Below are 14357 nucleotides of genomic sequence, written 5' to 3'. Positions count from 1 at the left end.
ATCACCCCATATGCTCCCAAATAGCATTCTTCCATTTCTCTCTTAATTTCTCAATTGGTACATCTATGATTTTAGATTCATTCTGCCTTATCTCTAATTTTTTTCCGGAGACTTTTCCAATTTTCATAAAAGGTACATTATTTTCGTTAAACAGAGATTCAAAGGCTTTCTCGTCTTTTACTTCAACTACCCACCGAGTGTTTGATTCTGAAAATATGAATTCATCTGCCCGCATTTCTTTTAATATTGGTAGATCTATCAAAACACCGTAATCACTACCGAATGCCATTTCTGCAATTGCAACTGCAAGGCCACCTTCACTCAAATCATGGCAGCTAGTTACAATGTCTTTTTCCATAGAGCTAAGGAGAGTATTTGAATAATTAATTAAGTTTTGAGGATCCATTTTAGGTGCAATACCTCCGCTAATACCTATAATCCTATAGTACAAAGAACCTCCAAACTCTCTTTCAGTTTTTCCAATAAGATAAATGGTATTTCCTTCTTTTTTGAAGTTTGAACTTACTTTTTTTTCAACATCATCTATGATGCCAATACCTACAATAGTTGGTGTTGGAGGGCAGCTTCCAATCATGCTTTCATTGTAAAGACTTACATTACCTGATGAAAATGATATTTTGAGATCTTTTGTTGCAAAGTTTAAGCCCATAACAGCCTGATAAAAATCTCCAAATCGTTCAGGCTTTTCAGGATTTCCAAAGTTCAGACAATCTGCTAAAGAGTGAGGTCTGCCACCAACTGCAACAATATTCCTGTAGATTTCGTCTATTGCGGACGCAGCTCCCCAGTAGGGATCATATTCTAGTAAAAATGGATTAACTGCAGTTGAAATTACAAGTCCTTTGTTAAGTTCTTCTACGGGCTTTATAATTGCAGAATCTTGGGGGGAGAAGTTTACAACGTCTCCATACAACGGAGTAAGTGAAGTTGATCCTCTAACAGTATGATCATATTGAAGAATAACCCAATCCTTTGAAGCTATGTTTGGATCTGAAAGCATTTTAATTAGTATATCGTTTGTATCTTTTGGTGCTTGAGTTTGAATATCTTTTTGGTCTCTTTTGACTAACTTGACATCTCTAGCATAAACAGGACCACCAGTCAAAAATTCTGAATCCATATCAAATATCTTTTCTTCCTCGTAATAAACTAAAACTCTTTTTTCAGAAATAGTTTCACCTATAATCGCAGCATCAACGTCCCATTTATCAAAAATGTCAAGAACTGCCTGGAGATTTTCTTTAGAAACTGCAAGCATCATTCTTTCTTGAGATTCTGATACCCATATTTCCCAAGGCTTCATTCCTTTTTCTTTCAATAATACTTTTTCTAAATTGACCTTTGCTCCGAACCCACCTGCGTGTGCCATTTCTCCCACTACACAAGAAAGCCCTCCACCACCTAAATCCTTCATACCATTCAGAAGCTTTTTTGTATTAGCTTCAAGGCAGGCATGGATTAAAGGCTCTTTTGTTATAGGATCCCCTACTTGAACGGCTGAACGTGAAGATGTTTCAGACTCTTCATCAAGTTCTGCAGAAGCAAAGTTAACCCCGTGGATTCCATCTCTTCCAGTTCTTCCACCAACCATGACAAAGATATCTCCAAGTTCTTTTACCCTACTGTGAATTATGTCATCTTTTTTTATGATACCTACACACCCGACATTTACAAGACAGTTGCCCGTATACCCTGGATGGAAGTAAACACAGCCAGATACAGTAGGGATGCCCACTCTATTTCCGTAATCTCTAATTCCTGCTACCACTCCTCTAAAAATGAATTCGGGATGTTTTACTCCTTTTGGCAATTGTTCATAAGGCAAATCTAGCGGTCCAAAAAATATTGGGTCTATTAGTGCAACAGGTTGTGCCCCCATACAAACAACATCTCTAAGGATACCCCCAATTCCAGTAGCTGCACCCCCATATGGCTCAACAGCTGATGGATGATTGTGACTTTCCAAAGCTAAAACATACGCATAATCTTTATCAAATTCAACTACGCCTGCATCTTCTTTAATCACAAATATATTCTGAGGCGCCTCAATATTAAAGATATATTTTTTCAATAAACTTTTTGATGATTTGTAACAACAGTGTTCTGACCAAGCCTGACCTATTGCCTGTATTTCAATGTCTGTTGGATTTCTACCTTGTTCTCTAAAGTAATTTTTAACTGACTTCATTTCATCTAGAGAAAGACCTATCCCTATTTTCCTACTTATCTCTAGAAGTTTTTCATCAGGTAAGTCAAGATTAATTTCAAAAACATTTTGTTTGCCACTCATTATATCATTTCCACTTCATAATCGTGGATTACAGGATTAATCAGAAGTTTTTTGCACATCATATCAACATCTTCTCTGATCTTCTTTTCGTCCTTTCCACTTATTTCAATGACGTAGCTTCTTTTCACTTCAACATTTTGGACCTCATCAAAACCAAGCAATTTCAGGGATTTTTTGATATTAAGACCCTCTGGGTCTGTAATTCCTTCTTTTAATCCAACTTTAATTTCAACCTTCAAATCAATCACCTAAATTTTTCACCGGTAATTCTTTCATACATATTAATGTAAAGATCCGATACTTGCTTAATCATACTATCAGGTAATGCAGGAATATCTGGTTCTGATTGACCTTTTTCTCTGGCATTATACAACTCTTTTTTATATCCTGTTTTAATGTAATGCTGTCTTACAAACTCCTTTGACAACTCTACCATTTGACCCTGCTCATAGAGTTTTTTATCCCAGAATCTGTCTTCATCAGCAGTTCCAAATACATCAATAAACATTAGAGTTCTATCTTCATTCATTCCAAATTCCTTTTTTCCATCAACATGGATTAAGCCACCCTTCTCAACGATCTTTGACATATTTGAATCCATCTTAATTATTGTTTCAAGGATATTCTGGTATTCTTCTTCATTAAGGCCCGATATGCTTAGAGCTTCCTTCTTTTCTAATGGCCTATCAACTGGCTCAAGCTTTGTAGATGTTTCAATAAAAGGTTCAGGTATCTTTTCTCCATACTCAACTGTTTTTTTGCCGAATCCAAGTTCCTTTGGGTCTATCTTGCCCTTTTCAATTCTATCATGAAGAGAGCCTGCAACGTAATGCCTACAGATAAATTCTAAGGGTATAAGGTAATTTTTTGTATTGTGATCAATTTTATTGTAATCATAAATTATATTAACTTTCTTTACAAGCATCTTGTTCTTGTCAGTCATCTTTATGAAGTGAGTCAAGAATCCTAAATTTTCTGCTTCTTTAAGCCAAAAAGTTCCTTCTCTGCAAAGGGTCTCCCCTTTGAAAGGAATTTTAGAGGGGATTATTTTATCAAAGACAGAGATTCTGTCAGTAAACTCAAATTCAATCTCTTTGTCAGAAACATCATAAACTCTCTTAACTTTTCCTTCTCTTGAAAATCCAGAAGAGGTATTACTTGGGCTGCTCATATTAGAATTTATTATATCTGATATTTAAATATATTTATCTTAAAATTTAGTTACAATTGTCTTTTTCATTTAGTTAATTAATAAGTTAGATTTTTGCACTTACTTAGTAAAAACTTTAATTAGTATGGGATGACTCATCTTTAAATAATTGTAAAAATAATTCAAATCATGGCGGACAAAAAATTAAGTCATAAAATTCTAATTAGAGGGATTCTTAGCTATGGATTTATCCTAGCCATCACATTTATTTCTGCTGGCAGTTTGAATTATTGGCAAGGCTGGGTTTATAATGGATTAAATATTTTCTTTGTTTCATTCACTTACTATGTTTTGTCAGATAATACTGAACTGATTAAAGAAAGATTAAAACCCGGCGAGGGAATGAAAAGTTGGGACAAAATATATTTTTTGATAACTTCTCCCTTTTATTTTGTGATGATTATACTATCTGCCATAGATGTAGGTCGTTTAGGCTGGGTTCCAAAACTACCTTTATTTGGAGTAATAATTGGAATAGTTCTTTACATAATAGGGCAATCTATATTCTTATGGTCAAAGAAAGCTAATAGATTTTTTTCTACTGTTGTTAGAATACAAAAAGAGAGAGATCATAAAGTCTGTAAAGGTGGGCCTTATCGTTATGTGCGGCATCCTGGGTATGTTGGAGGAATACTATACACATTTGCGACACCTCTAGTATTGGGATCTTTCTGGGGCATCTCAATCAATTTATTTACGGTTTTACCTTTAATTGTAAGAACTTATCTGGAAGATAAAACATTACAGAAAGAGTTAGATGGATACCTTGAGTACACAAAAGAAGTCAAGTATAGCTTAATTCCTAAAATATGGTAATTAGTGATTGAAGTACCTCATACCAGTAAATATCATAGATATTCCAAACTGATTTGACGTTTCTATTACTTCTTTGTCTCTTATTGACCCACCGGACTGTATAATGTATTTTATGTTATGTTCTGCAGCTACTCTAACGGTATCATCGAATGGGAAGAAGGCATCTGAAACAAGAACACATTCTGAAATTTTTTCTTTGAAAAAGTCCTCTTTGGGAATATTTGGCTTTTCTTCATTCCACATGTTTTCTAAATTTTCATACATTTTTGGTATTGCAAGTTTTCTTAGAGAGTCCACTCTATTTGGCTGCCCGACTCCACTACCCAATACTTTAAACTGGCCTTTTTCATACTCCATTCCTAAAACGATCGAGTTTGATTTCGTATACTTTGTTGCTATAATTGTAAAAAGCCCAAGCTCTTTTTTACCCTCTGGGAAATTCTCTTTTGTAACACATTCCCACTTTTCATAGAGCCCTTTCGGCCTGTCCTGTTCGATGACCCCTCCAATCAAGAATTTGTATACTTTGTCTTCAGAAGTGAAAAGTTTGCCCGTTTCTAGGATCCTCAAATCTTTACTCTTATTCTTCAAAAAATCTAATGCATCATCATCAAAAGAAGGAGCGATTATAACTTCAACAAATTTACCTTTGAGAAAAGAAGCAGTTTCGAGATCAACTTTTTTCGTCAATGCAATTATGCTGCCATAGGCAGATACTCTGTCCCCATCCCATGCATTTTTTAATGCATCAAAGAGGGCCTTACCTGTCGCGATTCCACACGGGTTAAGATGTTTAACAATTACTGCAGCATTATAATGAGAAAGCTCCTTTGCTGCATTAAGTGCTGCTTCAATGTCCAAATAATTATTATATGAAAGAGCTTTACCATGCAGCTGTTTCATGTTTGAAGCAGAAGGCTCAAGGGTATCTTTTTTGAAGAAAGATGCCTTTTGGTGCCAGTTTTCACCATATCTTAGAGCTTTACCAGAATTAAATGAAAGTCTTAGTTTTTTATTCTCGGTCAGCGATCCTGAAAGATATGAATCAATTGCACTATCATAGTCCGCCGTGTGGGAAAAAGCCTTGACACATAATTTTTTCCTCGTTTCGTAAGAAGTATTTCCTTTTTCTAATAACTCTTTAGTTACAATATGATAATCTAGAGGATCAACAATAACAGTAACATATTTGAAATTTTTAGCTGCTGCCCTTAGTAGAGTTACCCCTCCAATATCAATATTTTCGATAGCGTCTTCAAGGGATGGATTTTTTGCTACAGTTTCTTGAAATTGATAAAGATTACAAACAACTATATCTATAGGTTTAATACCCTCTGAGATTATCTCATTTTCATGTCCTTTATCGTCTCGGATATATAGAATTCCACCATGAATATTTGGGTGAAGAGTTTTTACTCTGCCTCCTATCATTTCTTTAAATCCTGTTATTTTCTCAATAGGTGTAACATTTATTCCATTATCTAAAAGATATTTTAAAGTTCCACCTGTCGATACAATTTCAAAACCTAAATTTGACAGAGTCTTAGCAAATTTTTCAAGACCTTTCTTGTCAGTAACGCTAATTAATGCTCTCTTTTCCATCACTTTGGCACGTTCGGAAAGTTAATTTATATAATTTTCTCTTAAGCTTACAGAAAGTTTTAAGTATTATTAGTTAAGTTAATACTCAATGGCTGCAACAGATTATACAATTGCGACTCTTGGGAGTCACTCTGCCCTTCAAATTCTAAAGGGCGCTAAAGATGAAGGATTTAAGACTTTATGTATTGCAAAAAAAGGTTCAGAAAAAGTCTACAGAAGTTTTGGTGTAGCCGATGAAATTATTTCTGTTAATCATTTCAAAGAACTTTTCGATCTGCAAGATGAGCTTACAAAAAGAAATACTATTTTGATTCCTCATGGATCTTTTATAGCTTACATGAAAATAGAGGATTTTAAAGATTTGAAGGTAATGTATTTTGGTAACAAAGACGTTTTGGAATGGGAATCTGCAAGAGATCTTGAAAGAAAATGGTTAACCGATGCAAATATAAAAATACCAAGAATCTTTGACAGGCCAGAGGATATTGATAGGCCAGTCATTGTTAAATTCTACGGTGCAAAGGGTGGGATGGGATACTTCCTTGCTAAAGACACTGAAGATTTCTACGAGAAGATTGCCGATCATATCAATGAGAAATATGTAATTCAAGAATATATAATTGGAGTTCCAGCGTATTTCCATTATTTTTACAGCCTATTAACTAATGAGTTAGAGATAATGAGTTTTGATAAAAGATATGAAAGCAACGTTGATTCTATAGGAAGGATATCTGCAAGAGACCAGTTTGCTTTAAAGAAAATTGATCCAAGTTACGTTGTTGTTGGGAATATACCAATAACTGTTAGAGAGTCATTACTTCCTGAGATATTTGGAATGGGTGAGAGGGTAGTAGAAAAATCTAAGGAGTTAATTTCGGAGAGGGGATTATTTGGTCCTTTTTGTCTTGAAGGAGTAATTACCCCTGAAGCCGAAATATACATTTTTGAAATATCCGCTAGAATAGTTGCAGGCACAAATCTTTTCGAGCCTTATTCGCCTTACACATATATCAAATATGGGAAGCCTATGTCTACCGGAAGAAGAATCGCATTAGAAATAAAAAATGCTATAAACAGTGGCAGACTTTTAGACATTGTTTGTTAAAGGCCTGTTGGTATATCTATAAATTCTGTTTTAATTTTATACTTATCTTCAATGTTTTTTCCTAAAGCCATTACGCCAAGTTTTTCTGTTGCATAGTGCCCAGCAAATATTAGATTAATCCCTGCCTCTTTTGCAATATGATAGATGGTATGTGAAGGCTCGCCGGTAATAAATAGATCAATCTCTTCCTTTATGCAATCCTCAAATGCAGAACCCCCACCCCCGCTTACTATTCCAACAGATTTTATTTTATCAGGACCAAAGTTGAAAGACTCAATCTTAGCAGGCAGTGCTCTTTCTAGGGTTTTAGATATCTCCTTAACACTCTTCATTTTTTCATATTTTCCTTTGAATCCTATCTTTAAACCATGGTACGCTCCAAAAGGTTCAGGATCTGAGAGATTTAATATTTTTATGAGTCCTATATTATTCCCAACTTCAGGGTGCATGTCAAGTGGAAGGTGTGCCGCGTATAGAGAAATACCGTTTTCTAAAAGATAAGAGATTCTTTCTTTTACAAGGCCCCTTATACTTTTCAATCCTCCCCAAATAAGTCCATGATGGACCAATATGAGGTCTGCTTTTCTTTTTGAAGCCTCTTTGAATATTTCAAGAGAACTATCAACGCCAAGACATACTTTCTTTACCTCTTTTTTTCCTTCTATCTGTAGTCCATTTATTGAAACGTCTGATATTTCAGTTACCCTAAGATAATCGTCCATATAACTAATGAGCTCATAAAGTTCCATGTAGTCTAATTTGAAAAGGCATTTAAATAACTTATACTTAGCCCTAATTGCATGGATGTAGAACTCATATGGGATCTTGACTCCTTCATAAAAAGACTCGATACACTTAGAGAAAAAGGAGTAGTCTTTGGAATATACAAAAATAATCTTTATGTTGAGGAGCTATCAGCATTGAAGGAGCTTGAAAAGGAAAGAAAAGAGCCTCTTTTAATTTCCGAAGACAATGAAGATAACTATTATGAAAAGGTCAAAATCTGTAAGATGATCCTTCTTGACATTAAAAACGGAGGATCGTTCTATGAAAAACTGATAAAGACAATTCCAGGAATATCCCACATAAAATATCAGTATATCAAGAGAATAGATTTTGATGAAGATAATAATCATTTCTATATTAAAACTAAAGATGAAAAAAAATTCGTACTTGAAGAAGAGGATCTTTTATTAGTATATGATAAATTCTATCGATCCCCTGACCTATTTGACTTTGAAACAATCTACTATGGAGATAAGATATTTTCCTGCCATAAATACTCTGACGTTGAATGCTCTAAAGTTTTTGAAGTTAAGGAAGAGTCCTAGTTTCATCTTCTATCCAATTTAGATATTTATTAAATCCCTTTTTTATATCAAAAGCTATTATTTCTGGAATCTCGTAAGGATGATTCTTTCTGATTAGATTCTCTAACTGACTATACTTATCTTCAGTTGTCTTAATTAACAATAATATCTCATTTGAACTTTCTATTGATCCGTTCCACCAATAATTACTTTTTACATTAGAAACTATATTTACGCAAGCAGCAACTCTGTTTTCTAATAAGATCATTGATAAATTCTTAGCTACATCTTCATTCGGAACTGTTGATATTGCAATAAATGCCATAGTGTATAGTTGACTTAATCACTTAAATTAATTTGTATACTAATTACATTATTCTAAAATATCGTAATTAAAACCTTACACCAAAAAACTATTTAAAATAACTTACTTCTTTCTGGTTGTGGGAGAATTCAAACTTTTTTCTGATTTTAATCCAAATGGTGACCAACCTCAAGCTATAATTCAGCTAAATGATGGATTAAAGAAAGAGTATAAGTATCAGACACTTCTCGGAGTAACTGGCTCAGGGAAAACATTTACAATAGCTAATATTATTGAGAAATTTAAACGGCCAGCACTTGTTATCTCTCCAAATAAAACATTAGCGGCTCAACTTTATTCTGAATTCAAAGCATTTTTCCCAAATAATGCCGTTGAATATTTTGTCAGCTATTATGATTATTACCAGCCAGAGGCGTATTTACCGCATATAGACACTTATATTGAAAAGGACGTTTCTATAAATGACGAATTAACAAGAATGAGGCACTCTGCAACAGCTTCACTTCTTTCAAGAAGTGACTGTATAATTGTAGCAAGTGTTTCATGCATCTACGGTCTTGGATCTCCTGAAACTTATAAAGAAATGGGAACTTTCATAAGAAAAAATGAACAGATTGATAGGGACGATTTCTTAAGAAAACTTGTATCAATGCAATATGAGAGAGACGATTCAGATTTTAAAAGTGGAACATTCAGGGCAAGAGGGGATGTAGTAGAAATCTTTCCTCTATTCACGGACTATATAGTTAGAGTTGAATTCTTTGGAGATGAAATAACAAATATCAGAAAGATTCATCCAATTAATTTTTCAAACATGGGTGAAATTGATAATATCTACATCTATCCCGCTAGTCACTATCTAATCCCTGAAGAAACTCTAGGCAAAGTAATAACTGAAATACAAAATGAACTTGAAGTAGTGTTGGCCGATTTAAATTCTAAAGGTAAATTTATAGAGGCACATCGAATTGAAACAAGAACTAAGTATGACATAGAGATGATGCAGGAAATGGGGTACTGCAAGGGTATCGAAAATTATTCTCGTTATTTTTCTGGAAGAAAGGCAGGAGAAAAACCTGACACATTAATCAACTATTTCCCAAAGGATTTTCTTTTGATAATAGATGAATCGCATATTACAGTTCCGCAGATTAGGGGGATGTATGAAGGGGATAGGTCAAGAAAAGAAACACTTGTCAACTATGGATTTAGACTTCCTTCTGCACTTGATAATAGACCTTTAAAATACAATGAATTTGAAACTCTTTTGAATCAAGTTATATTTGTTTCTGCAACTCCCGCTAACTATGAATTGAGCATATCCGATAATGTTGTAGAGCAAATTGTAAGGCCAACTGGTTTAATAGATCCCGTTATAATTATTAAAAAAAGAGAAGGGCAGATTGACGATCTTGTTTCTGAAGTTAAAAAGAGAATTCAAAATAGCGAAAGAACATTAGTGTTAACTCTTACAAAAAGGATGGCCGAAGATCTTACAGATTATCTCTTAGAGTTAGGTATCAATGCAAGATATTTGCACTCTGAAATTGATACTTTAGAGAGGGTAAAACTATTGCAAGAACTTAGAGCAGGATCCTATGATTGTCTAGTAGGTATTAATCTACTAAGAGAAGGCCTTGACCTGCCCGAAGTATCTTTGATTGCAATTCTAGATGCAGACAAAGAAGGTTACCTTAGATCTTCAACTTCCTTGATCCAGATTATGGGAAGAGTTGCAAGGAATGTATCGGGAACCGTAATAATGTATGCTGATAAGGTCACATCCTCAATGAAAAATGCAATTGATGAGACTGAAAGAAGAAGAAAAATACAGACGGAATATAATATCAAAAATAATATAATCCCACAAACAATAAAGAAAAGAATCGATATCCTTGAAAAAGAACAGGAAGATTACAAAATGCCAAAAGTTGAAGATCCAGATGAATATTTGGCATATCTTCATGATGAAATGATAAAGGCAGCAAATAATTTGGATTTCGAAAAAGCTGCATATTTGAGGGACAGAATAAAGGAACTTTCAATAATATTGGATTAATTATTTAAAGGATTGCTTCCAAAAGTTTTAGGTGGTAGCGTGATAATCACAACTACGGACTTTATACCAGGTAGAGAAATTGAAAAGGTAATTGGAGTAGTATCTGGTAACTCAATTAGAGCAAAACACATTGGTAAAGACATCGTTGCTGGACTTAGGACAGTTGTTGGTGGAGAAATCACAGAATACACGGAAATGCTTTCAGAATCTAGAAGAGAAGCACTACAAAGAATGATGGAAGACGCACAAAGTGTAGGTGCAGATGCAGTAATTAACATAAGGTATTCGACAAGTGCTGTAATGACAGGGGCCGCTGAGATGCTAGCTTACGGAACTGCAGTAAAATTGAAATAACGGTAAACTTATATATGATAAATTTTTCAAAAAATTGAGGTTATCAAAATGCCAAAGGTAACAGTAAGCGATGAATGTACAGGATGTGGAATTTGCGTATCAACATGTCCAGTAGGAGTATTTGAAATACAAGGGGACGTAGCAGTAGTAATTAACGAAAATGATTGTATTGCATGTCTCCTATGTGTTAACGAATGCGCAGTGAATGCAATAACAGTAGAGGAGGATTAGTAATGTCAGACGAAAATATCGTGTTTGTCGGTAGTAAACCTGTAATGAACTATGTTTTAGCTGTTGTAACACAGCTTAACAAAAAAGAAACAGAAAATGTAGTAATAAAAGCAAGAGGCAGAGCCATTTCAAGAGCAGTCGATGTTGCGGAAATAGTCAGAAACAAATTTGTAAACGACGTTAACGTACAAAAAATAACTACATCAACAGAAACAATAACAAGAGACGACAATTCAAATGCCAACGTTTCTGCAATTGAGATAACTCTTAAAAGATAAGATAAAAAATTTTTATTATTTTTTAATTTAATTCTAATGTTATTATCTGAATATCCTGTTTATTACTTCCAAAGATATATCGTAGGTCTTATCATAGTTCTTACCAAACTTTTGTCCGGCTTTTGATTGGTCTATCTCCATTACATCCGCGCCCACAATTTCTATATTTTTCTCTTTGGCATACTTGTTTACTCCATCTAGAATTCTATAGATTTCTGATTCCTCAAGTCCAAGATAATCAAGGAATCTAGCCCCGGTCAAAGCCTGCCTTGAACCTATATCTATATCTACTGAAACGTAGATGTAAGGCGTCTTAATTTTTTCAAAGACCTTCTTGAGTGCCATCTCGAAATTAGCCTTCAGTTTATTTTTTGGTAAGATAGTGACGCCATCATCTTCAAATTTTTTATAGAATTCATAGTATTCTCTGATTCTTGGATCTCTTGCATCTTTTGCAGCATTTGGGGGGTAATCTGAAACACCCAAAACGAAGAGATTCTTGGGGAGTATCTTTTTTTCTTTTAGAAGGAAATAAAGGAACGAATCTGCATTGAAGCTATCAACTCTATTATATAAATAAGGGTCATCTTTTGAGAATTTAGTATTTGGATTAAATTCAATATCATGCTGTATTAGTTTTAATCTCTGGGTGGGCACTATTCCGTCAAAATGACTATCAAGCATCACTACTGAGATATTTCCTTTTCCATACTTTTCTGCTAATGCCTCTATACACCCACCAGTACCGGAATGATCAACACCTACCATTAGAGGAATATCAGGGAATACATTTTCTTTGACAAATTCTTTCACCTTAGAAGCGTATTCTCTGCAACCATCTGAATCTATGAAGGCTACAAGATTGCCAACATCTACCATGAAAAGATCTTCTTTCTTAGGATTTGGGACTAACCATGGTTCAACTTGAACTTTCCCAATTTTTGTAAATTTAATTTCGTTTGTATCTTTTAGCTTTTCAGATACAATTTCGTAAGGATCCTTAACCTCCATACCGGTACTAGATAATTTATTGAATATTGATTCGTCTCTTTCATCTGGGTCTAAGTTTAAACCAAATACCTTAATATTCTTCATTTATTCACAAAGACATTTTTTATAATCTCCTTTTAACCTTTACTCCAAAGACTTAAATATTTAGAACACTTAATAAAATTGTTAATGTAGGTGTTTGGATGCTTGATGTACCCCTATCTAAGGTTATAAAACGAGATATAATCCTCATGAAACCTAAAGACACTGTTTCAAATGCAGCCAGAGAAATGACTAAAGACAACTCTAATGCTGTCGTAGTGGTAGATGATGGTGAACCCGTTGGGATAGTTTCTGAAAGAGATATATTAAGAGAAGTTGTCTCAAAAAAGAGAAAACCAACTGAAGTAACTTTAGAATCAATAATGACTTCGCCAGTTGTTACCATAAGCAGTGGCAAAATGATAAGAGATGCCTCAGAATTAATAACCCAAGAAAAAATTAGAAATTTGGTAGTAATGGACGAAGGGATACCTGTGGCAATAATCACGCCAAAAGATATATTGTCCTTATCTTTTGAGGAATGGAGATTCGAACCTGATGATAGTGCAATAGCAACCCCTCCCCCAGAAGGAGGGATTTGTGAAATCTGTGGTACCTATACATCCGCATTAAAACTTGTCAATGGACAGTTCGTTTGTGACGATTGCAAGGAAATCATGGAAGAAGAATATTAATCCATATTTTGGTGTAGGTGATAAAACGATTTCCTTTGCCAGAATAGGAGTAAAAAACTTATTTTGTTATTTTATGATTTATTATTATTTTAATAACTGAAGGTGGTGGTTTAATGGAAGTAAGAGAAATTATGAAACGCCCAATAAAAGTAGATAAAGACAGAAAACTATCAGACGCAATAAAATTAATGGACAAAAATGGAGTTTTAAGACTTCCAGTAATAAACGATGGAAAATTAATGGGGGTATTGACTGCAAGCAATATAATTGAAAAGATTGGAGATGCCAGAAGTCTAAATTTAGATGTATCAGTATTCCACATATCCTCGTCTATAACTAAAAATCCTTACACAATATCTGCAGATGAAAATGCAAAAAAAGCACTTGAATTTTTTAGAAGCGACTATATCTCTATACTACCGGTAGTTGAAGGAGAAGAGCTAGTTGGAATGATTACAAGAAGGCATATGATTCCTCTAGTTGAATCAAAAGGTACAATTGGAGACGCGATGACTAGAAAGTTCAGTACATTGTCTTGGGGAGATAGAGTAATTCATGCCAGAAAACAGTATTTAGAGGAGGGAATAAGATACTTTGCAATCAAATCTCATAATAATTACATGGGTTTAATATCCGTGAAGGATCTACTCTTTGGCCTTTATAAGTTTAGGAAGAATATTAATGCAAAACACCACCCAGAAACACTAATAAAGGAGTTTAAAGTTGAAGAAATCCTAACAAGAGAGCCTGAGTTACTTGACTACACCACACCTCTTGAAACCCTAAGAAAACAAATATCCAAAAAGACTCAATTTGCATATCCAGTTTCAAACTCTACCAAAGACATCGCTGGATTCATAGGGCATCATGAGATCCTATTAAACAGTGAACTCAGTGCATGATTTTGCAATAATTTTTAATATCTTATTACCTTTGAGTATATAATGAGAGACACTATGTCTCAAGTTCCAATGAAGTCGTGTATCACACGATAAACGAATTCAAAGGACCGTCATGAGAGCACAGGCA

The 14357-nt window shown here is 34.3% G+C and carries 16 protein-coding genes; 9 read left to right on the top strand and 7 right to left on the bottom strand.

What is annotated here, in order from left to right:
* Position 1: 1 nt before the first annotated feature.
* The 3 genes from purL to HPY60_06635 are packed head-to-tail and all read right to left on the bottom strand — an operon-like array spanning position 2 to position 3482.
* Positions 2-2311, bottom strand: coding sequence for a phosphoribosylformylglycinamidine synthase subunit PurL (purL, locus tag HPY60_06645; protein ID NPV50856.1), 2310 nt, complete (start codon positions 2309-2311; stop codon positions 2-4).
* A complete protein-coding gene (purS, locus tag HPY60_06640; GenBank protein ID NPV50855.1) occupies positions 2311-2550 on the bottom strand; it encodes a phosphoribosylformylglycinamidine synthase subunit PurS in 240 nt (79 codons plus the stop codon). Before purS ends, purL begins: the two co-directional genes overlap by 1 nt.
* Positions 2551-2555: 5 nt before the next feature.
* Complete coding sequence (locus tag HPY60_06635; protein ID NPV50854.1) at positions 2556-3482, bottom strand: phosphoribosylaminoimidazolesuccinocarboxamide synthase; 927 nt, start codon at positions 3480-3482, stop codon at positions 2556-2558.
* Positions 3483-3650: 168 nt separating this feature from the next.
* On the opposite strand from HPY60_06635, the gene HPY60_06630 reads away from it, so the two are divergent.
* A complete protein-coding gene (locus HPY60_06630; GenBank protein ID NPV50853.1) occupies positions 3651-4337 on the top strand; it encodes an isoprenylcysteine carboxylmethyltransferase family protein in 687 nt (228 codons plus the stop codon).
* Here HPY60_06630 and purH read toward each other — a convergent pair whose 3' ends face one another.
* A complete protein-coding gene (gene purH / locus HPY60_06625) occupies positions 4338-5939 on the bottom strand; it encodes a bifunctional phosphoribosylaminoimidazolecarboxamide formyltransferase/IMP cyclohydrolase (GenBank protein ID NPV50852.1) in 1602 nt (533 codons plus the stop codon).
* An 88-nt stretch (positions 5940-6027) separates the two neighbouring features.
* On the opposite strand from purH, the gene HPY60_06620 reads away from it, so the two are divergent.
* The gene (locus HPY60_06620) at positions 6028-7044 is read left to right on the top strand and encodes a formate--phosphoribosylaminoimidazolecarboxamide ligase (GenBank protein NPV50851.1); all 1017 of its coding nucleotides are present in this window, start codon (positions 6028-6030) and stop codon (positions 7042-7044) included.
* Here the strand turns inward: HPY60_06620 and HPY60_06615 are convergent.
* A complete protein-coding gene (locus tag HPY60_06615) occupies positions 7041-7793 on the bottom strand; it encodes a Nif3-like dinuclear metal center hexameric protein (protein NPV50850.1) in 753 nt (250 codons plus the stop codon). The genes HPY60_06620 and HPY60_06615 overlap by 4 nt on opposite strands.
* A 51-nt stretch (positions 7794-7844) precedes the next feature.
* Between HPY60_06615 and HPY60_06610 the strand changes: the two genes are divergently transcribed.
* Entirely contained in the window at positions 7845-8375 is a 531-nt protein-coding gene (locus HPY60_06610; GenBank protein ID NPV50849.1) for a hypothetical protein, read from the top strand.
* Here HPY60_06610 and HPY60_06605 read toward each other — a convergent pair.
* The gene (locus HPY60_06605; GenBank protein ID NPV50848.1) at positions 8359-8679 is read right to left on the bottom strand and encodes a divalent-cation tolerance protein CutA; all 321 of its coding nucleotides are present in this window, start codon (positions 8677-8679) and stop codon (positions 8359-8361) included. The two genes, HPY60_06610 and HPY60_06605, sit on opposite strands and share 17 nt — an antisense overlap.
* A 118-nt stretch (positions 8680-8797) precedes the next feature.
* Between HPY60_06605 and uvrB the strand changes: the two genes are divergently transcribed.
* From uvrB to albA, 4 genes are read left to right on the top strand one after another with little or no spacing between them, the layout of a single operon-like run.
* Entirely contained in the window at positions 8798-10738 is a 1941-nt protein-coding gene (uvrB, locus tag HPY60_06600) for an excinuclease ABC subunit UvrB (protein ID NPV50847.1), read from the top strand.
* Between the two features lie 39 nt (positions 10739-10777).
* Positions 10778-11092: a YbjQ family protein gene (locus HPY60_06595; GenBank protein ID NPV50846.1), complete on the top strand. Its 315-nt coding sequence runs from the start codon at positions 10778-10780 to the stop codon at positions 11090-11092.
* Between the two features lie 48 nt (positions 11093-11140).
* On the top strand, positions 11141-11323 hold the full coding sequence (locus tag HPY60_06590) for a 4Fe-4S binding protein (GenBank protein ID NPV50845.1): 183 nt from the start codon (positions 11141-11143) through the stop codon (positions 11321-11323).
* Positions 11324-11325: 2 nt separating this feature from the next.
* The gene (albA, locus tag HPY60_06585; GenBank protein ID NPV50844.1) at positions 11326-11601 is read left to right on the top strand and encodes a DNA-binding protein Alba; all 276 of its coding nucleotides are present in this window, start codon (positions 11326-11328) and stop codon (positions 11599-11601) included.
* Between the two features lie 42 nt (positions 11602-11643).
* On the opposite strand, the gene HPY60_06580 is transcribed toward albA, so the two are convergent.
* Entirely contained in the window at positions 11644-12696 is a 1053-nt protein-coding gene (locus tag HPY60_06580; GenBank protein NPV50843.1) for a hypothetical protein, read from the bottom strand.
* 98 nt (positions 12697-12794) lie between these two features.
* Between HPY60_06580 and HPY60_06575 the strand changes: the two genes are divergently transcribed.
* A complete protein-coding gene (locus tag HPY60_06575) occupies positions 12795-13328 on the top strand; it encodes a CBS domain-containing protein (protein ID NPV50842.1) in 534 nt (177 codons plus the stop codon).
* A 113-nt stretch (positions 13329-13441) separates the two neighbouring features.
* Complete coding sequence (locus HPY60_06570; GenBank protein NPV50841.1) at positions 13442-14230, top strand: CBS domain-containing protein; 789 nt, start codon at positions 13442-13444, stop codon at positions 14228-14230.
* Positions 14231-14357: the final 127 nt, after the last annotated feature.

Origin of the sequence: Methanofastidiosum sp. (assembly GCA_013178285.1) — an archaeon.
Lineage (GTDB): Archaea > Methanobacteriota_B > Thermococci > Methanofastidiosales > Methanofastidiosaceae > Methanofastidiosum.
This window is presented reverse-complemented; position numbering and strand designations above follow the sequence as displayed.